Source organism: Taibaiella chishuiensis (assembly GCF_003014535.1).
Classification (GTDB): Bacteria; Bacteroidota; Bacteroidia; order Chitinophagales; family Chitinophagaceae; genus Taibaiella; species Taibaiella chishuiensis.
This window is the reverse complement of sequence record NZ_PYGD01000002.1, coordinates 18,571-38,427: the sequence shown is the minus strand read 5'-3', so window position 1 is coordinate 38,427 and position 19,857 is coordinate 18,571. Positions and strand designations below refer to the sequence as shown.

Genomic DNA, 19,857 nt, shown 5'->3' with positions numbered 1-19,857 from the left:
CTTCTATTATAAAAAAAACATTAAGCCTGTATGCGGCTCAGCTCTGCCAGTTGTCCTTCGGCGGTTACGTGCAGGTCGGTAATATCTTCATCTTCCAACGCTACCGCCACACGCAGGGCTTTGAGGCCGTTTACGCCCTGCAACTCTTCCAGGTCCAGGTATTCGATCTCGTCTTTGAGGATACCCTGGCTTTGTAAGAAATGGATATGGGAAATATATTCTTCCACATCCTTTTGCTGGAAATAGACCAGCGCGATCTTGCCCGGCTGGGTAAGCCTTTCGTCGGATCCTTTGATCAGCACCTTATCAATCCGCTTCTTGATCATTTCGTAACGGATATTATAAGCGCCTTCCACATCGAAGCGGTGCTCGTCGCTGCGGAAGCTGATATCGATCGTATTGGCATGAATAAAGATCAGCTGCGTAGTTTGCAGGGGCTTGGGTAACTGGGCCTGCAGCGACCGCGTCAGTTTGGCGATAAGCGCCATAGAGTTTAACTGCCACAAGCGCAGGTTACGCAGGTACAGGGGATGAAACTCCTTATCGGGTGTAACCGACTGCCCGATATAGATATCATACTCGATACCGTCGCTCCGGTATTTTTCAAAATAACAGGGATAAGCGCTTTGTATCTCTATATTCATTTGTTCGAGCAGGTTGCTGATGGTCTGGTTGATCATCTGGAACGACTCCTCGAGGTTGCGGCGGTTGCTGTGCGCCTCGCCGGTAGGCCCGATAGCGGCAAAGTAATCGTCGATAGCTGAAGCGGCGGCAGGATGCGTTTGCCGGAAATGTTTCAGGAACGGCGCTACCTCTTCTTCGAAAAACAGGTTAAGCTGGAACTCGTCGTCCGAAGTAATAAAATCCTGGATCCGGGTTTCCCATTGCCGGGTTTTAAAGATCATTTCGCTGATCAGTCCCATTTCCTGCTGCTCGCGCAGTTTTTCCCATACCTGGCTCAGCAACCGCAGCTGGTGCTGCATATCGGCCTTTAAGGCATTATTACGCTCCAGCGTGGAGTTGCGGATATCGATAGCGCCATACAGCGGGTATACATCCGGGAAAGCAACCTGCTTTACCTCGGCCCTGCTGTTGTGTTTGCGGCCTTGCAGGTAGTCGAAGGCCACCTCGTTAAAACGCCATTCCACAGCGGGCTGCAGCGATGTAAATTTCTCTTTTACGGTATTATCGAGGGTAATTTTAAAATCGTCGATGGTGGTTTGCAGCAATTGCTCGAGCAGCGGTATCGCGGGCTCTATGGCAGAGAGCAGGCTTTCGTCGAGTACATTATCGCCTTTGGCAATAATGCTCAGCACCCCCACCAGTTCTTTCTGGAAATAGATCGGCAATACGGCCACACCCTGCACACCAATTTCCCTCAGGATCTTAAACAGTTCGTCTTCGCCCGCACGCGGCTCTGCCACATCTTTACGGAAGATGATCTGCGGATCTTTGGTAAAGGCTTCGATCGCTTCGAGGAATGCATGCACCGGCAAACCATATTTATTACAGGTATGCTGCATGCCCGAGTTCAGGCCTTCGAAGCAATTGGTAACCAATTTATCGTTGACTTTAAGTACCGGCATCAGCATCACATCCAGGTGGCCATTGCCCATGATCTCTTTCAGGGCGTTGGCGATGTCGTTGTATACGAACTGGCCCGGGTTAAGGTTTACGATAATGTCTTTGATCTTTTCGATTACATGCTCGGCGGTAATATCTTTTACATTGATCAGCGAAAAACCGCTGAACCGGAATTTGTCCAGGGGCAGGAATTTCTGGATGGTGGCCATCGCCTCAAACCGCGTATCTTCAAGCATCTGGCGGTTCTCGAAATTGATATCCGGCAGTTTGCCTTCAAATTCGATATCCACGAAACGGGAATCCAGTTCTACTTTATAATATTTATTCTGCCCGGTGGCTTCGTCCTGTACATTATAGATCACATCGTCCTTGGTGGCGAAGGAAAAGCCGTAGAGTTTTTTAAAGATCAGCGCGTAGATCATCGAGAGCCGGGTCATTTCTTTCTCGGCGCGTTTTTCGGCGCTCATCAGGCTATCCTTTACCTCGCCTGCCTGTTTTTCCATAAAACGGTACAGGGCATTGGTGCCAAAGTAGATATTGGGGGTAAAAGGCATTGCCAGGGCCCATACATTCTCATTCTCGTCGGTAATAGGCGCCGAAAAGGTCATATAGATCAATTCGAACAGCTCCTGGAATGCAGGTGCTTTTTCGGGCGATATTTCCTGGTCCCAGTCTTCAAATTCCATGATACGGTCGAGTACCGACTGCAACTGCTGCATCCTGAGCCCGGTAGAGCCGGAGGCGATCTTCTCCCTCAGAAAATCCACAAAGGGCCTGATCGAAAAGGAGCTCCTGATCGGCTTCATATGTGTACTTTTTTCTGCAATATTCAGTATCTGCGTTTTCATTATTTGTTGATTTAAGCAACTTAAGCCGCTTTACCCGGTTATGGTTACAAAAAAGGTGCCGGGAATTTCCGGCTTCGAAACCGGTGCCATTTTGTTCGTTGGTGCTGACAATTTCACCTATTAAAACCGGAATCCCATAGAAAAGTTCGGATACCAGCCCTCTTCGGAGTATGCCATAGTAAACCGGAAGACTGCCAGGGCGGCGGGAGCGAAGTAAACACCGGCGCCGGTGCCGTTGTGCCACTTACCGGATTCTTCTCCTGTTACCCATACCCTGCCGATATCATAAAAACCGATAATACCCAACTGTCCCTTTATGATATAGTTACCGAAATCGGATAAAGCTACGCGAAGTTCGAGATTATTGCAGAAAGAATGTTGTCCGGCGAAACGATATTGTCTATAGCCTAATAAATTTCCTTGTCCTCCCAGGAACATGGACTGGTAAAAGGCTGATTTGCCGATGGTTAATCCGCCGCTTATCCGGTTGGCCAGCACGATGGTCTGGCGGGCATTAAGGCTTTTATACAAGGCCACTTCGGGCATGATGCGGCCATAAGCTTTGGAATCGCCGTTGGCGCCGGCGAAACCTTCGAATTGCACATGCACATAAGAGCCCCAGGTCGGCAATACTTCGCTGTTGCGCTGATCGAGGGTATAGTTGGCCACAATACCCAGGTGCAGCCGGTCGGCGCCCAGGCTGGCACTGTCGTAAGTGCCGATACGGTCGGTAGCGGTAAGCACAAAACGGCCGTCGTTGTCGTTAACCGGCATGCGGTAAAACTGTACCGCGGGGCCTATGCTGAAGGCGCTGCCTTTTTCGCCACGCCAGCGCAGGGCCATCTGGAACTGTACCAGGTTGAACCGCGCCCGGTAATACCGTTTAAAATTGCCGGTCTTGTTGAACTCCGTTTCGTTGCCCCGGCCAAAAAAGTTTTGCGTATTGTCCGGTGCTTTGATATTGGCATTTACGGTAAGGTCGGCCTTATTAAACACGTGCAACCAGGCCCCGCTGTATTTTATATTAAAGGCCTCGGTACTGAACGAATGTGACAGCATCAGCTGGTGTAAGGAACTGTATGGCGTTTTGCGAAAACCTTCCTGGCGCATGTACCGCAGGCCGAGCCCGAGAAAAAGACCGTCGTCGGGGTTGATGGCCGCAGTGGCCAGGGGCAAGACGGTATTGTACAGGTTAACCGGCACGAAGGCCGTTTGCAGGCTGTCGTCCCACAGGTGTTTTTTTAGCCGGCCGGTATTGCCATAATAACTTTCGGCCTCGCGGTCATACAGGCTTACCCGTTTGCGGCTGGCGGCTATGTTATAGGCCTTATCGCCCTTACCGCCGATAAGCCGCAGTTTGATGCGCGACTTTTCGTTTTGTACCCATACGCTGTCGTCGCCCTTACCGATATACATCCTGATCTCTTTAGTCAGCGAGTCGGCGTAGCGCTTGCTCATCAGGGTATCTTTCAATTGCCCTTCTTTGTTGATCTTGCGTACGGTTACCTGCAGGCCTTTGCCCGTTGCAGCATCTTCTATGGCTACGAATTCGTTTTTATTGCTGGTATGGATGTCGACCACTTTATTGCTGAAGCGATAATACTTATCGGCCGCATCAGGTACCTTATCGCGGCGGGTCTTCAACTCGTGGAGCAATTTATCGTGCCGCATGGCATTGATCTCCTGTGGCATGCCCTGCAGGGCCTGTTCGAGCACCGAATCGGTTACCTGAGCTTTGAATTCGCGGGCGGTGGCCATCCAGTCTTCATAGCCGATCTGGCTGGCCGGGTGGGCATTGAGGAACGACGATTTGTAAAAATAGTAATTGGAACCGGGCATAAGGTTTTCCTTAAAGCCCGGCACATGCGGCATCAGCACTACCCGCTTGATCAGCGTTGGCAAAAGCCCTTCGGTAATATTAAGCGCCATGTCGCGGTCGCGGGGAATAGCGATATAATATTTGTCTTCGCCCTTTTTATTTTTATTGTAAAAACGCCACTGGTCGCCATGGCGGTCCCAGTCGGCGTAGAGCAGGTCGATAAACCGGGCCTTCAGAAAATTGCGGGCATCGTAGCTGTTATCGTTATCCTTGGCCAGGTTCTTCAGCATTTTGACATAGTTGTCCGAGCCGCCCAGGGGTTCGCGTTGTTCCAACAGCACTACTTTATCTTCAAACAATTTTTGGTACATCCCGAGGTTCTTGTCGGGTGCTGCAATACCAATGATCGGTGTGGCATGAGGTACGCCCACGGCCTCGGCCACCGGCGCGATCGTTAGGGCCGAATACGGATGCTGGGCGCTGGTGGCATCGTCGAGCAGCTCTCTTACGAATGTGCCCTGGAAAGGCAAAGGCACGACCAGGTCGGGCTTTTTCTCTACGGTACGCAGGCTAAACTCGCGGCCGTCTTTATCTTTCAACCGCAGCGAGGTGGATTGAAAACCGCCACCCAGCTTATCGGGCACCAGGCCGCCTTCCAGCTCGGAGGCACGCAGTACGGGCAGTTTTACCCGGGCCGCCCATTCTTTACGGTAGTTCTTACCAAAGAGGAAATTGTAAAATTTGCCACCATGATCATAGGCCGCATGGGCCACACCCATGGTACTGTCGCCGGGTATAGATTTGAAATTGGCCTGCTCGAGGGCGTGATAAGGCTGGTACTTACGGGTATACACGTAGGCTTCTTCCACATTGCCGTTGCGGTACACATAATAGGTAAAGCGTACATCGTTGCCCTCCAGGAAATCGGCCACCACATAACCCTGTGTCTCTACCCCGAAAAGGGAGTATTTACCCTTGATGGTATAGTTCTGTTTGGCGCCGCCGCCGCTTACGATCTGCAGTTGTTTGGTCTTGGGGTTATCGATCAGCTGCAGGCCGTGCTCGTGGCCCGAAACATGTACCAGGTTGGGAAAGTCGCCGAATACGCCATCCACGTTTTTGATCATGTCCTTGTAAAGCGGGTGCCGCAGGTCTTCGGGATGGGTAAAGGATTTGCGGTAAAAGGGGTAAAGGCTGCCGATAACCGGCAGCGGGATATAGAGGTTGTGTTTGATTACGGTAAGCGGGAAGAGATGGTCTTTCCAGGAAAAGTAGCCGCCGTGGGTGCCATAACTCTGGAAGGGATGGTGGGTGGCCAGCAGGATGACCTTATAGCGGTTTTTATAAAAGATCTCCTGCAGGGAAGCGATCACTTCGCGCGAGGTGTTACAATTACAATCGGCATCGGGATTGTCTTTTTTAAAAGGGAACAGCCACCATTCGCTATCCATGGCTACGATCACCAGGCTATCGGATACATTGATCACCACCGGGTCGGGGCAACCGTTGGGTGGTATAACATGCAGCAGCGAATCGTTCTGATCTTCGAGAAACTGCCACTGGGCTTTGATTTTGCTCAGTCCTTTGGGGCCCATACGGTCCCAGTCGTGGTTGCCGGGTATAAAGTAAACGGGAGCGCCTTGGGCCCGCAGGGGTTCGTACTGCGACCGCATAATCTGCTGTGTCTCCGCCTCTTCGGGGCTACCGGGCAGCCCCATGCCATGGGGGTAGATGTTATCGCCGAGGTACATTACCGTTGTTTTGCCGGGCAATACGCGGGCGGCGGCATCGGGAATAATGGTTTTCTGTTCCTGGTCCATTTCACCGGCATCGCCAATAAAAATGACCCTTGCCCGGACGGGGTCCTGGGCACGGGCAAAAGGTAAACAACAACAGAAAAAAAAGAGCAAGGTAAAGGTTCTATTCATAGGTTATCCGATAATACGAATCCCCCCTGTTTCACGCGCTCTGCTGCTTAGGATCAGTATTGTTTTTGAAGATTATTTAAATATTTTTTTAGTGATCCAATGACTGAGATAACCGCTGCCGATACCGATCAGTGCGCCGCAAGCCACATCGGTAGGATAATGCCTGCCGAGTCGCATACGCGAATAACCTACGGAAGCAGCCCAGGCGTAAGCCGGCACGGTGATATACCATTTTTTGTATTCCAGGGCCAGGGTGGTGGCGGTGGCAAAGGCCAGCGTCGTATGCCCCGAGGGGAAAGACTTGCCTTTGGAATCGGAATACGAAACAATCTCGCCGGGGTACGACTGCGTAGGCCGGTTACGATTCACCATACTTTTAATACCGCCCGATACGGCCAGGCAGATACCCACGCTTAATGCCGATTCGAAACCATTCTTAAGGGCGGTCCGGTCTTTATAGATCAGGCCGTAAGCAATATTGCCCGCGGTAAAGGTAGGCGCGGCATAATAAACGGAGTTGCTGGTATGCATCCAGTAACCCTGGTCGGCCATACTGCGGGCATTGATCCTGCGCAGCAGGTTTACATCGAAATTCTGGGCCCGCAACTGGTGGCATGTACACAACACAACGACAAAAAAACAAACACGATACTTCATGCACACTAAAAATTTAGCAGGTTAAAAAGAATTTTATTTTCCAGGATTGCCGAAAGGGAACTTAAGAACCGTACCGTACTTGGTGTTGCCGCCTTCGTTAGAAATGTAGAGGTTGTTATCGATATCGAATGTAATGCCTTCTGGCTGATTAAATAATGCCGGGTTTAAGTTATATACCTGTTTGATATTCCAGGCGGTATCGGTTACCACGAGCATTTTGTTTACCGAAGATAATAAAAACCATTCCTTTGAATGTTTATTAAATGTTAACGCTGAGGGCTTGAACCGGATCTTTTTAGCGCCGGTTAAGGCTGCAATTTTGTTCGTATTGATTTTAAATGTTTTATCTAAACTCAGGCTTCCGGCCGCATCCAGCTTCAGGATATAACCGGTTACACTACCCGTTTTTTTATCGGCGCCGCAGTTTTTACACACCACGTACACCTCGTCGGCGCTGTAATTGGCGGCCATGCCCTCGTACTCGCCCGGCGGGATAAGGCCTTTCAGCTCTTTTACCTGTTCTGCCCTGCCCTGCTGCACCTCGCTGAAGGGTATGGTATAGAACACCCCGTCGCTGCGCATCATGATCACGTAATTACTGGTAATAGCGATATCCTCGTAGTCGCCATGGCCTGCGAATTTTACATGACTGGCCGTCGCATCGCCCGGTTTAAGCGCGAATATTTTACCGTCCTCGTCCTGCTCGGCATACAATACATCGGCTTTGCCCTCGTGAAAGGCAATACCGGATATTTCAAAAAGGTCTTCGGGCATTTTATAGGTTACCGGTTTGCCGAGGTCGTAACCCGCAGGGCTTTTAAAGGATTCCCCGGTTTGCGCACAGGCGCTGAAAGCAACAGTCAATAAAAGTATTCCGGCTATTCTGATCATCGTCTATCGTTCTTTTAAAAAGTTATAGATGGCCTGCTGCGAGGCTATTACAGGCGCTTCCTGCACCAGTTGTACGTTGCGGCCTTCGGCATCGAGCGCCACGGCAGCCGTGTTATCCTGCAGCTGCAAATTAATCATTTCCCGTATCTCCGCCCGTACCCGGGCATCATACACAGGAAAGCATACTTCGATCCGGCGGTAGATATTGCGGTTCATCCAGTCGGCCGAGCCCATATAAAGCTCTTCCTCGCCCCCGTTGTGAAAGATAAATACCCGGCCATGTTCCAGGTAGCGGTCTACGATACGGTGTACGGTGATGCCTTCGCTAAGACCCGCCACACCGGGCGCCAGGCGGCATATGCTGCGCACCAGCAATTGTATCCTTACACCTGCCTGCGCTGCCTCGTACAGTTTCCGGATCAGTACTTCCTCTTCGAGATTATTGAGTTTAATGATCACCGAAGCGGGCCTGCCCTGCTGTGCATGAGCGATCTCGCGGTCGAGCAATTGCAGGAACCGCTGCTGCAGGTTGAACTGGGCAATCAGCAGGTGTTGGGGCTCAAAATGATCGTCGAGCAAAGGTTTACGGCGTTTGGCCAGGAAGAGGAACAGCAGTTCCAACTCGCGCAATATGCCTTTATGCGCCGTAAACAGGATATGATCGGTATAAAACCTTGCCGTGCTTTCGTTGAAATTACCGGTGGCCAGCAAGCCATAGTAACGGGTACGCAGTCCCTCTTTCTTTTTAACCAGGGCCACCTTGGCATGTACCTTAAGCCCGGGTATGCTGTATATGATCCTGACACCGGCAGCCTTCATCTGTTTGGCCCAGCGTATATTATTGGCTTCGTCGAAGCGGGCCTTTAACTCTACAAACACCGTTACCTGCTTGCCATTACGGGCCGCACTGATCAGGGCATGGGCAATGCGCGAGTCGCCGGCCACGCGGTACATGGTAATACAGATCTCCTGTACATCGGCGTCGAGCGCCGCTTCGTTAAAGAAACGGAGCACGGTATCGTAACTCTGGTAAGGGGTATGTACTACGATGTCCTGTTGCGTGATAGCGGCAAACAGGCTTTCCCCGCCTACGCCAGCCTGCAGGGCAGGCCAGCGCTCATAACTCAGGGCATCGCGCCTTACCGGGAAGTCGGCAAAGTCTTTAAGATTATGATAGCGACCGCCGGCCACGTTATTGGCATGATCCAGCTTCAAAGCCGCCACGATGCGCTCCAGGTCTTCGTCCGGCATGGCGCTGTCGTACAGGAAGCGGGTAGCATAACCGAAATCCCGTTTTACGATCTGCTCTTCGATCAGTTGGGCGATATCTCCTTTGTATTCGTCATCCAGTTCCAGCTCGGCATCGCGGGTAATCTTGAAGCTATAACAACCGGTTACTTTCCACCCGGGAAACACCAGGTGTATATGGGCTTTGAGGATATCGTCGAGCATAACGACGTATTGTACATCGCCGGTCTGCGCCGGGAAGAACCGGCCCAGCTCTGCCGAAGGAATATTGACCACAGCCAGGCCGGCAAGACCGTCGCGTTCGATACTGACCGCCAGGTAGATCCGGTTATTTTCGGGGAAGAAGGTATTGTCCTGGCCCAGGAACACCGGTTGCAGGAACGCAGAGAGCTGTGCCTGGAAATAGGCCAGGAGCAAGGGCTGCAGGTGCTCCGGCAAGGGTTCGTTATACACCAGGTGTATCTTGTTCTGCCGCAGCGCGGGTATGATATCGGTGGCCAGGGTTTGCCCGAACAAGCGGAGTTGCCGGTTGATCAGGGCGCTTACGGTATCTGCTACCTGCACCTGCTCGCGCAGTTTGCCCAGGGCCATAATAGCCGGCATACGCACCCTGTAGAATTCGTCCAGGTTGGAAGAGTAGATCGACAGGAAGCGCAGGCGTTCCAGTACGGGCAATGCGGCTTTGGTAGCCTCGTCCAGCACCCGCTCGTTAAAAGAAAGCCAGCTGATATCCCGGTTGATGAATTGATGTTCCAAAGCTTGCAGGGAGTTTTAAAAATTTGTGGGTACGGCGCCTAACTTACATGAGCAATAGAAGCCGTTACGAAAGCCAGTACCGCAATGATAAGCCCGAACATGAAAATATTGTAGGAAATACGCAACAGCCGGTATTTGCGGCCCAGTACGATACCCTGCGAATACACATCCTTGATCAGCGAGCCGTATAGAAAATCGCGGTCGGCCATTACCTGGCGCATACCATCGGCATAGGCGTCGAGACTCATTTTATAGAAATTGCCAAAAAACAACAGGTTTACTTTTTTCTCGCTCAGGTCCTGCTCGGTATAGGTCCCCTTGGGCAGGGAGGGCCGGGTGGCCAGTATGGAAAAAATAATGGTCGATACGCTTACGGCCAGGATCATATAGGTAGGGATGGCCAGGTAATCCTGTTTATTATTGATCTTGCCCAGCAACAGGCTGATGATGGCGGAGAGGATGATGGAGTTGACCGTGATCATGATATGCGCCTTATTATCGGCCATATCGCTGAGGCGCTGGTTGTTGTTGGAGGTGATCCGGAACATGGTTTCGATGCCCCGTTCGGGTTTGTCCTTATCTTTTTTCTTACCCTCCTTCTGTACCGGTTCTTCGGCTATGGCGGCTACAGCGGCAGCGGGCGCCGATACTGACGTTGCCGGCTCCGGCTCCGGCGCTTCGGCCTTGCGTTTCAGCTTCTCCAGGTTCTTTTGTTTCTTATCGTCGAGCAACAGGCGGCAGTAGTCGGTATAATAGTGGTGCATGGTCAGCATCTGGATATTGCCCTTACGCCAGTCGTCCTTGGAGATACTACGGCCTTTCAGGGCTTCTATCTCTTTGCGCAACAGTTTATGCAATGTAGAAAACTCGTCGGTGCCGAGGTGGAACAGGTCGGCGTCGCACAGGATCTGCTCGTTGAGCTTACGGGCGCTCTGGGGCATACGGGTAGCTGCAATACAGTCTTTGATCTCGGTTACCAGGTCTTCCGGCACACCCTGTTCTTTCAGGAATGCTTCGGCCAGCAAGGCGCTTTGTTCCTCGTGGGCCGCGATATTGGTAAAGTAACCGATATCGTGAAACCAGGCAGCGGCCTGTACGATAAAGAAATTACGTTCGTCGAGCTGGTAATGATTGGCGATCTGCGTAGCGGCGGCCACTACCCTTTCGGTATGGTGCTGGTTGTGGTACACCAGGCGCCCGTCGGTATTGCCTGCAAAATACTCATGTACAAATACGCTTACCTTATTTTGAAGATCGCTATAGTTCATATGCTGGATAGTTGAAGAAACAAGGCCGCCCCGCGGCCGCTAAACTTTGACAAATATATTTAACAAGCGGTAAAAAAAACAACATCCGGCAACCGGCGCTTTTCCGTCCGGGCTTATACAGGGATAAACGACAACTGATTTCGGCTGCCGGCTTTTTTATCCGAACTTTGCATGCCCCCAGGGGAACCTAAAAATTAAGACTATGGACGGCCAGTACAGGAAGGATATTTATCCCGGATTAGTAGTAGCAATTATTCTAAAAAAAGACCAGCGCAGCGGTAAAAAGACCGAAGGGGTCGTAAAAGACCTGCTTACTTCAGCCGCCTATCATTCCAGGGGTATCAAGGTTAGGCTGCAGGATGGTCAGATTGGCCGTGTTGCCGAGATAATCGGCGATGAAGATTAAAACAGCGACAGTTGCTGTATCTTCTGCCGTACCGGTACAGCAACGGGTACAGCTGCCGTAGCGGAATTGCACACTTCGTATACCGGTGTTGCGGCAAAGCGCCCGGCCACGATTACCTCGGTGGCGCCGGCCTGCCTGCCAAACAGGTTCTGCACCAGTTCCGGCGAGTTATTGTCTTTGGAGAGATGCGATAAAAGCAGGTGGCTCATAAAGCGCGGACGGTGCTGCAGGAAAAGATCGAGCGCTTCGGTATTGGACAAATGCCCTTTACCGCCCGATATGCGCCGTTTCAGGTGGTAGGGATACGGCCCGCGATCGAGCATCTCCCTGTCATAATTGGCTTCGAGAAAGGCCGCATGACACCGGCCGAAATGCTGTACCAGATGGCTGCAAACCTGGCCCAGGTCGGTAAATACGCCGATGCATACCTGGTTGCCTTCAACGATAAAGCTATGCGGATCGGCGGCGTCGTGGTATTTAGGGAATGCTGTAATACGCAGCCCGCCTATCGTTACCGGTTCGAAAGCCCGGAAAGTATGACAAAACTCCGCCGCGAGCTGCAGCCCCGAATGCTGCAGGGTACCCGGGGTGATGTAAACCGGCAACCGGTACTTACGGCTCAGCACTTCCAGGCCGCGTATATGGTCGCTGTGCTCATGCGAGATAAATATGGCCTTTACTTTAGCGGGATCCAGGCCGCAATCCCGCATGCGGCGCTCAGTTTCCCGGCAGGATATGCCCGCATCGACCAGGATGGCCTCCCGGTCGTTGCCCACATAATAGCAATTGCCATTGCTGCCCGAATTCAGTGAAGCAATAAATAACGACATCAGGCGCAAATTAATAAGAATTCGGCCAACCGGTCTTTTTATTTGCACAACGTACAACAGGAACACCCTGCGCGGAATAATCTGCCGGGGTATTTTAAATCCTGATTTTTTTGAGATATTTGCATCTTCATAAGCAGGCAGGCCCCGGGGCTTGTTTTTTATTTACCCCTTTTATTTCTTCCAGGTTTTACATGGCTTTATTAGAAAAACAGCTGTTTGTTAAGGAATCTACTATTCCCGGCGCCGGCCACGGTCTTTTCACCGAAAAGGCAATCCCGAAAGGTGGTCGTATTATCGAGTACAGAGGCAAAGTAACCAACTGGGAAGGCGCCAATCATATGGACGGGCTCAACCCTTATATCTACTTCGTTTCCGACGATCATGTGATCGATGCACTCCGGCATAAAAAATCGCTGGCCCGTTATGCCAACGATGCCCGCGGTATGAAAAAGATCAAAGGCGTACTCAACAACGCGGAGTATGTGGAGGAAGGCGTACGTGTTTTTATCGAAGCCAAGAAAGATATCCCCGCAGGTTCCGAAATACTTGTTGCCTATGGTAAAGAGTACTGGGATGTATTGAAAGAAAACCTGAAAGACGCAGGGAAGTAATGCAGGCCGCCGACAGCGATACAGCGATGCTGGCCCGCTGGGAACAGCGTTTCCTGGATTACCTGGCCACCCACTTCGACAGTACGGACGCCTCGCATGATACCGGCCATTTCAGCCGGGTGTGGCGTCATGCCCAAAAGATTGCCGCGGGCGAAGGCGGCACTGCGGATCAATTGATATTGCTTACAGCCGCTTATTTCCACGATTTTGTAAGCCTGCCCAAAAACCATCCCGACCGGGCACAATCTTCCCTGCTTTGTGCCACCAGGGTGCGTACCTTGCTGCAGCAGGACTTCCCCGACTTCCCGGCCGCTAAGATCGAAGGGGTTTGTCATGCGATCCATGCACATAGTTTTTCGGCCGGGGTAAGGCCCCGCACGCCCGAAGCCTGTATCCTGCAGGATGCCGACCGTATGGAGGCCCTGGGCGCCATAGGCCTGAGCCGGGTATTCTATATTGCGGGGCAACTGGGCACAGGCCTGTTCGACGCTGCCGATCCGCTTGCCCGGCACCGCACACCCGACGACCGCCTGTATGCGCTCGATCATTTCCGCATCAAATTATTACAGTTACCGGCGCTGATGCGTACCGCCACCGGCCGGCGTATCGCCGGCGCAGAGGCCGCCTACCTGCAATCTTTCCTCGACAAGATCAACACCGAAATATCCGGTTCCTGATATAGAGAAAGGCCGCGCCCTGCGCAGCCTTTCTCTATACACCAATTATCAAACTATCAGAAACTAAGAAAAATTTTCGAATCGTTCCCGGGCATCATCCGCCATATCTTCGGCGCCTTTCTTGATTTTAGTCTTGGCAGCGTTGAATTTGTCTTTAACACCACCGGCTAGGTCCTTGGCTTTTTCCGAGATCATGTCGCGCGTTTCGGCACCGCTCTGGGGCGCCAGTAATAAAGACACCACGGCGCCGGCTGCGGCACCGGCCAGTAAAGCGATGACTACTGCTGTATTGTTGGTCTTGCCTGGCATGCAGCCGGATATCATTTTTTTGTAATTCATGTTCTTCGTTTTTGTTTGTCTGAATAACATGCTCAGGGCCAGACTGTTTCTTCAAAAATGTTAAAAGAGAAAAACAGGAGGATAAAAAAAACGCCGGCCCAGGGAGGCCGGCGCACTGAAATCAGATACTGTCATAATGCGGCTTATTGGTTCAGATATCCGAATCAGGTTTGTTTTTTGTTTTCCGGTGAGGTATAAACCCACCAGTTTACTGTGTTTACAGGTTAGGCATAACACGGTGTTTTCCTGCATATAAAAACTCCAAATGCACCGCAAAAATGGTAAAATGATTCCGATTGCGCAACCCCCTTTTACGAGGGGGTACCAATATGGGGGTTTAATATGTAACTGGTTAGTAGTACATTGCGTACAACCCGGTAAACAACCATAAAACAAATCATGATCCGTCATATACAATCCCCCACCCTGTTGTGGGGACTTATCTTTATGCTGGCCGGCGCCCTTATCGTATTGCTGCTGCGGTACCGGCATTATATACACCATGCCGGTCTGCAGGCAGCCGCCACCCGGCAGTACGATTACGAGATACTGCGTATACGTCACGAAGTGGAACGGGAAGCGCTCGACCTCGTATCCCACGAACTGCAGGATAATATAGGCCAGCTGCTGGCCGGTTCCTATATGCAGCTCGCCATTGCATCGGAGCGGTTGCAGGACCGTAATGAACTGCGGGAACTCATTGGCCCGGCAGTGGGCGGTATTGTAAAATCCTTAAAAGCGCTGGGGCAATTAAGCCTCGTATTAAATGCACAAACAGTTGAGAAAATGGGCTTTATAGATGCACTCGAAAAAGAGTTCGCGTTTATAGCTTCCGTTTACCGTCTTGACTGTATCTTTAGCTGCACGAACCAGGTACCCGAACTAAACCGGGAGCAGGACCTGATGCTTTTCCGCATCGTACAGGAAGCCCTCGCCACGATTTGCCGGCATACCTCGGCTCAAAAAGCTGTAATAGACATCGCGTCGTCGGGCAGCCGGATCCGGATCCATATAAGCCATAATGGCATCCCCCGCGCTACAAACACAACACACCATTCGGACCTGCACCACCTGCGGGAACGCATGAAACTGCTGAACGGCAGCCTGGCAGAGCAAACCGCGCCGGGCACAGGGGGCAGCCTGATCTTAACCTGCAACTTAACAACATGAGCACACCATCCACCATACGCATTGCGATCGCCGACGACCATACGGTGATGCGCAGCGGCCTCGCAGAACTGATCAGAACCCTTGGCGACTTCGAAATTATTATGCAGGTCAATAACGGCCTGATGCTGCTGGAAGCGCTGGCCCGGGCCGAGGTGCTGCCCCATATCTGTATACTCGACATCAATATGCCCGAGCTGAATGGCTACGAAACCACCATGCGCCTGCGTACCGCCTATCCGCAGATACCCGTACTGGCACTGTCCATGTATGAAAATGAGTTCAGCATTGTAAAAATGCTGCGTTGCGGCGCCAAAGGCTTCCTTCATAAAGGCGCCGACCCTGAAGAGCTGTTGCTGGCCCTGCAAACCGTGCATTCCGGCTCTTATTTCCATTCGGAAATGATGCTGATCAATACCATAAGGCGCGCCGGCAGCGCCCAGAGCATGAATATTACCGATCGCGAAACCGAGTTCCTGGAAAACTGCTGCTCCGACCTGTCCTACAAGGAAATTGCCACGAAGATGGGCGTAAGCCTCCATACCGTGCATGGCTACCGCGATACGCTGTTCTCCAAACTGCGGTTAAAGAGCCGCACGGCGCTTGCCGTTTATGCCTTAAAAAAAGGCGTGGTTACCGATTAATCAGGCCGGGGGCGACCCTGTACTCCCCTCTTTCTGCGCCGGATCTATCTTACCCGGTAGCATACCCAGTATAAAGTCCTTATGCGGCGCCAGCATATCCCACAGTTTGCGGTTATTGTCGTACCCGGTCTCGCCGCAGTCGATCACATCGCTTTTGGCCAGCAGGGGCTCCAGCAGATCGGCGACCAATTGCAGGCGCACCAGCTCTTTAAGGATCAGCAGGTAATATTCGAAGTAAACATGGCCCCAGATCTCCACTGCCAGCGAGTCGCCGGTAATGGCCAGGTCGCGGCCCTGCAACTGCCTGTATTGTTCAACAATCCAGGCCACCAGGGTGGTCGTATTTTCTTTGATCTTTCCCTCCAGTAAAGCCCACAACTGCGTATCGTTTACAATATGGACGCTACCCTCCTGGAACAGCACTTCTACGATCCCGCCTTCGAACCGGTATTCCTTTTTATTCATCCGGTTAAGGTAAGGCACTGCGGCATTTTATCCAAAAATGACCGGCAACGACAAAGGGTCGGAGGCTACTGCCAATTATAACCAGGGTTTTACCTGTAGCATTTCTTATATATTCGTTAAAGTCAATTAAATTATTTACATTATTTATAGCTTGCCTATACCAAAACGCCTTTAAACTGCGTTTTCTAAGTTTTAGGCATTTTATAACTTTTTATGCAGCGGGTTATACCCCCGTTCGGAACAGATTTTGTACGTCTATATATTAAGAAAATTGCCGGTAAGATCCTGGCGGCTTTTGTTGCACCAGGGGAGCCCCGCTCCCTGGTAACTCAAGAAACGGATCGGGCCGGTAACATACTCAACCGAAAATTCGTCAGCGTATGAACACCGATAAGAACAAGCAACTGGAAGACGCCATCATCGCACAATTTGAGCGTTTCCTGGAACAGGAAGAACAATACCTCGACCAGGAACAATATGGCACAGAAGAACAACAAATAGAATTACAACTGAAATGGTTTACGGCCTATGTGATTCTAAAAGCCGTATGTACCGAGATCATTGCCCCCTACTGCAGCGATACGGATGCCGTTATCGATCATTTCTGGCACAGCTACCGGGGCAAAGGACAGGATACGGAATGCGTACCGGGTATTGACGCCTTTTTTGAATGGTATTGTTATAACGACGAGGTATTCGCCTTTATGAAATAACCCGGAAATATCTTTTGTTTTATCTGCAAGGCCGTCTTCGCGACGGCCTTTTTCACAGGCAAATTTCCGATGGGCAATAGTTACCACATACAGGGGAATATTCGCCTTTTTTCTACATTAACATTTACGAAAACCCGCTACCCGAAAGGGCTGCGCAAAAGCAGGAAAGGGCAATATACCGGTTCCGGCATTTTGGGTATAGATTTTGCAACAGTCCTTATGGTCCGTATTTAAAACCAGGTATTATGGAAATAATTCTTTTACTCGCTACCGCGGTCGTTGCCACCGCACTAATGAACCTGTTCATGTATGGCATGGAGTATATTACCGGCAGCCCGCTCAGCATATCGGGCATACTGGGTACGATGCTTACCTTCGAGACGCACCGCGACGGCGCCTTGTCGGGCAGCCGGCGCGCCCAGGTAGTGGGCATCGGCAGCCAGTACATCCTGGGCTTTGTCTTTACTTTCCTGTTCTGGCAGCTGTGGCATATGGGCGTAGGCGTGCCGGGTATTTCCTCCGTCATATTGCTGGCCATCCTGAGCGGTATAGCCGGCATCGTGCTCTGGAAGATCTTTTTGGGCTTCCATCCTTACCCGCCCACCATCCGGATACCCTTGTACCAGCTCAGCCTGTTCTGTGCCCACTTTATCTTTGCGGCTACGGTTTGTTATTTCTTCTCTGTCTTTTCGAAACTGGCATAACCGGCCGGCAGGACCTTCCCTGATTTTTTTCCCCGTATTACCCGACGACCATTAAACCCAATCCCTGTTCCGGTGTTCCATACTATGGCATTTTAAAACACCGCTCCACAAGATGACATTATCGTTCCGTACCGGCTTAGCCGCCCTGCTGTGCAGTTTTGTCCTGTTCTTTGCTCCTGCTGCGCAGGCCAGGGACCGCGACATGACCGAAGACATCCTTTATTTCACCAATAAGTTCCGGAGCTCGAAAGGGCTGAAGCCCCTGGTATTGCTCGACGAGCTGAGCGAACAGGCGCAGGCCCATAGTAAGAATATGGCCCGCAAAAAAGTAGGCTTCGGGCATAAGGGCTTCGACAAACGTACCGCCGCCATCCGTTCCGAACTGGGCTGGGGCTCGGCCTTCGCAGAAAATGTGGCTTATGGCCACCTGGATGCCGAAGCCGTGGTCAACCTCTGGATCAATAGCCCGGGGCACCGCAAAAATCTATTGGGCGATTATACGCATATCGGCATCGGTATTGCCGAGGCCCGCGATGGCAGCCTGTATTTCACCCAGATCTTCCTCGCTAAATAATCAAGTCTTCCCGCTCAATAAATAAAGGCTCCCGGCTATACAGCCGGGAGCCTTGTTGTATAAGATGCGCCTGGGGCGTTGTTTATTCTACTACGAATTTACCTTTGGCAAAACGACCATTCCTGGTGTTGCCCAGGTTATAAAAATAAGCGCCTTTAGCCCAGCTCTTCACATTTTTGGCGTTCACCGCTTCTTTCAGTTGTTCGTGCAATACAACCCTGCCGCTGACATCGGTAATGGTCAGCATATATTCTTCGGCACGCTCTCTTGGGTTGAGGTTAAAGTAAACCGTACCCCTGGCCGGGTTAGGATATACGAGGGCTACCTGCTCGGCCAGCAGGGGCTGCTGAATGCTGGTACCATTGGATTTATAAGAGAACGCGACATCGTCTACCAGCAGTTTATTACCGGAATGAACGGTATCAGCCATAGGATCGCTGCTGGTAAATACCACGATCAGCTCCTCGGGCACGTTACTGCCCTGGTAAAGCACCGGTACTGCTACCCGGGTATAAGCATTCGTACCCGGCAGTATCCTGTATTCGCCTGCTCCCAGTACCGCGGTAGAGTCGCCGCCACCGGAAGCCTGTACTTTTTTAACCGCCATTACGGTAATCATCGCCGTGTCCAGGTTGGCGCTTTCCAGCTTTACCCATGCACTTACGGTATCTACCATATTGGTAATAGGGGTAGCCTGGGAATAAGACAGGTATTGGAGAATAGCGGCAGGATCGCTAAGGTTGCCGCCGGTAACCAGTCCTATAAAATCGATCGCGATTTTTGCATTGGAAAATACACCCGGAATATTACCAACGGTATTGCCTACGAATTTGGACTGTACCTCTGCAGCAAACTGGCCGCTATGGCTATCCGTGCTTTTATACAATTGTTTGGCAGCGGTGATGGAATAACCGAAAGAGCCGGCAACCGGGGCAATAGCCGCGATCAGCGAATCGGTACCATACCAGTTATTGGGCGCTTCGAGCGCCAGCGTAGCGGAAGTAAAGTTATGCCAGGTTTCGAGGCCGGCATTGGTAAAGCTCTGGGCATGGCTGTCCGTTGCTGCAAAGAGGGAAGACGCCAATAATGCGCCAAGGAGTAATTTTCTTTTCATCGGTTTAGTTTTAAACAAAAAAAATAATGCGGGGATAAAGGTAAGTTATTGCGCCCAACAGGCGCCGGGCGCAATACTCCCTTGTCCATTAAGACGACAGGAATCAGGAAAGGCTTTGCAGGGTTTCCTGTATTTTATCAAAATCAGGTATTTTACCGGCATCTTCCAACACTTCGGCATACCTTACCACGCCTTCTTTGTCCAGTACGAAGGCCGACCTTTTGGAAACACCTTTCATATCCAGTACAAAGTTTTCGTAAAGCGAACCATAGGCTGCAGACACATCCTTATTAAAATCGCTCAGCAGCGGGAAATTGAAGCCTTGCTCTTTTTTGAACTTATCGAGCGTGAATAAAGAATCCACGGAGATCGCCAGTACCTGGGCATCCAGGTTATTGTAGGTAGTCATATTGTCGCGCAGCGAACACAACTCGGCGGTGCACACGCCTGTAAATGCCAGCGGGAAGAATAAGAGCACCACGTTGCGGCCCTTATAGTCGTTGAGTTTTACTTCCTGTTTGTCGCTGTCGCGCAATGTAAATTCGGGAGCTTGTTGCCCGGTTTGAATAGCCATAGTTCAGATAATTAGGACACAAATTTAGCCTTAAAATATT

19 protein-coding genes are annotated in these 19,857 nt (G+C 51.2%); 8 read left to right on the top strand and 11 right to left on the bottom strand.

Annotated features, from left to right (window positions below; genetic code table 11):
- Positions 1-20: 20 nt before the first annotated feature.
- From B0I18_RS07615 to B0I18_RS07590, 6 genes are all read right to left on the bottom strand, one after another.
- A complete protein-coding gene (locus B0I18_RS07615; RefSeq protein WP_106522092.1) occupies positions 21-2,432 on the bottom strand; it encodes a GAF domain-containing protein in 2,412 nt (803 codons plus the stop codon).
- 120 nt (positions 2,433-2,552) lie between these two features.
- Positions 2,553-6,179: a BamA/TamA family outer membrane protein gene (locus tag B0I18_RS07610; protein ID WP_106522091.1), complete on the bottom strand. Its 3,627-nt coding sequence runs from the start codon at positions 6,177-6,179 to the stop codon at positions 2,553-2,555.
- A 72-nt stretch (positions 6,180-6,251) separates the two neighbouring features.
- Positions 6,252-6,836, bottom strand: coding sequence for a phosphatase PAP2 family protein (locus B0I18_RS07605; RefSeq protein ID WP_106522090.1), 585 nt, complete (start codon positions 6,834-6,836; stop codon positions 6,252-6,254).
- Positions 6,837-6,869: 33 nt separating this feature from the next.
- Entirely contained in the window at positions 6,870-7,727 is an 858-nt protein-coding gene (locus B0I18_RS07600; protein WP_106522089.1) for an SdiA-regulated domain-containing protein, read from the bottom strand.
- Positions 7,728-7,730: 3 nt separating this feature from the next.
- Complete coding sequence (ppk1, locus tag B0I18_RS07595; protein WP_106522088.1) at positions 7,731-9,731, bottom strand: polyphosphate kinase 1; 2,001 nt, start codon at positions 9,729-9,731, stop codon at positions 7,731-7,733.
- Between the two features lie 38 nt (positions 9,732-9,769).
- Entirely contained in the window at positions 9,770-10,999 is a 1,230-nt protein-coding gene (locus B0I18_RS07590) for a Pycsar system effector family protein (RefSeq protein WP_106522087.1), read from the bottom strand.
- A gap of 202 nt (positions 11,000-11,201) precedes the next feature.
- Between B0I18_RS07590 and B0I18_RS07585 the strand changes: the two genes are divergently transcribed.
- On the top strand, positions 11,202-11,405 hold the full coding sequence (locus B0I18_RS07585; protein WP_106522086.1) for a YwbE family protein: 204 nt from the start codon (positions 11,202-11,204) through the stop codon (positions 11,403-11,405).
- Here the strand turns inward: B0I18_RS07585 and B0I18_RS07580 are convergent.
- Positions 11,402-12,235, bottom strand: coding sequence for an MBL fold metallo-hydrolase (locus B0I18_RS07580; RefSeq protein ID WP_106522588.1), 834 nt, complete (start codon positions 12,233-12,235; stop codon positions 11,402-11,404). The genes B0I18_RS07585 and B0I18_RS07580 overlap by 4 nt on opposite strands.
- Positions 12,236-12,426: 191 nt before the next feature.
- Here B0I18_RS07580 and B0I18_RS07575 point away from each other — a divergent pair, with 191 nt between their 5' ends.
- Positions 12,427-12,846, top strand: coding sequence for an SET domain-containing protein (locus B0I18_RS07575; protein ID WP_106522587.1), 420 nt, complete (start codon positions 12,427-12,429; stop codon positions 12,844-12,846).
- Positions 12,846-13,523 (top strand): phosphohydrolase, encoded by a 678-nt coding sequence (locus B0I18_RS07570; protein WP_219905941.1) that lies wholly within the window; start codon positions 12,846-12,848, stop codon positions 13,521-13,523. Before B0I18_RS07575 ends, B0I18_RS07570 begins: the two co-directional genes overlap by 1 nt.
- A 63-nt stretch (positions 13,524-13,586) precedes the next feature.
- Here the strand turns inward: B0I18_RS07570 and B0I18_RS07565 are convergent, their stop codons facing one another.
- Complete coding sequence (locus B0I18_RS07565) at positions 13,587-13,862, bottom strand: YtxH domain-containing protein (protein WP_106522085.1); 276 nt, start codon at positions 13,860-13,862, stop codon at positions 13,587-13,589.
- A gap of 399 nt (positions 13,863-14,261) precedes the next feature.
- On the opposite strand from B0I18_RS07565, the gene B0I18_RS07560 reads away from it, so the two are divergent.
- On the top strand, positions 14,262-15,032 hold the full coding sequence (locus B0I18_RS07560) for a sensor histidine kinase (protein WP_106522084.1): 771 nt from the start codon (positions 14,262-14,264) through the stop codon (positions 15,030-15,032).
- Positions 15,029-15,673: a response regulator transcription factor gene (locus B0I18_RS07555; RefSeq protein ID WP_106522083.1), complete on the top strand. Its 645-nt coding sequence runs from the start codon at positions 15,029-15,031 to the stop codon at positions 15,671-15,673. The genes B0I18_RS07560 and B0I18_RS07555 overlap by 4 nt, the downstream gene beginning before the upstream one ends.
- On the opposite strand, the gene B0I18_RS07550 is transcribed toward B0I18_RS07555, so the two are convergent.
- Positions 15,674-16,138 carry a hypothetical protein gene (locus B0I18_RS07550; RefSeq protein ID WP_146146682.1) on the bottom strand — a complete coding sequence of 155 codons (465 nt, stop codon included), beginning with the start codon at positions 16,136-16,138 and terminating at the stop codon, positions 15,674-15,676. It lies immediately after the preceding gene.
- Between the two features lie 380 nt (positions 16,139-16,518).
- On the opposite strand from B0I18_RS07550, the gene B0I18_RS07545 reads away from it, so the two are divergent.
- The 3 genes from B0I18_RS07545 to B0I18_RS07535 all read left to right on the top strand — a co-directional run bounded on the left by B0I18_RS07545 (position 16,519) and on the right by B0I18_RS07535 (position 18,129).
- On the top strand, positions 16,519-16,851 hold the full coding sequence (locus tag B0I18_RS07545; RefSeq protein ID WP_106522081.1) for a hypothetical protein: 333 nt from the start codon (positions 16,519-16,521) through the stop codon (positions 16,849-16,851).
- A 245-nt stretch (positions 16,852-17,096) separates the two neighbouring features.
- Positions 17,097-17,555, top strand: coding sequence for a hypothetical protein (locus tag B0I18_RS07540; RefSeq protein WP_146146681.1), 459 nt, complete (start codon positions 17,097-17,099; stop codon positions 17,553-17,555).
- 112 nt (positions 17,556-17,667) lie between these two features.
- Positions 17,668-18,129 (top strand): CAP domain-containing protein, encoded by a 462-nt coding sequence (locus B0I18_RS07535; protein ID WP_219905940.1) that lies wholly within the window; start codon positions 17,668-17,670, stop codon positions 18,127-18,129.
- Positions 18,130-18,211: 82 nt separating this feature from the next.
- Here B0I18_RS07535 and B0I18_RS07530 read toward each other — a convergent pair whose 3' ends face one another.
- Positions 18,212-19,243 (bottom strand): T9SS type A sorting domain-containing protein, encoded by a 1,032-nt coding sequence (locus tag B0I18_RS07530; RefSeq protein WP_106522079.1) that lies wholly within the window; start codon positions 19,241-19,243, stop codon positions 18,212-18,214.
- Between the two features lie 103 nt (positions 19,244-19,346).
- Positions 19,347-19,817, bottom strand: coding sequence for a peroxiredoxin (locus B0I18_RS07525; protein WP_106522078.1), 471 nt, complete (start codon positions 19,815-19,817; stop codon positions 19,347-19,349).
- Positions 19,818-19,857 lie beyond the last annotated feature (40 nt).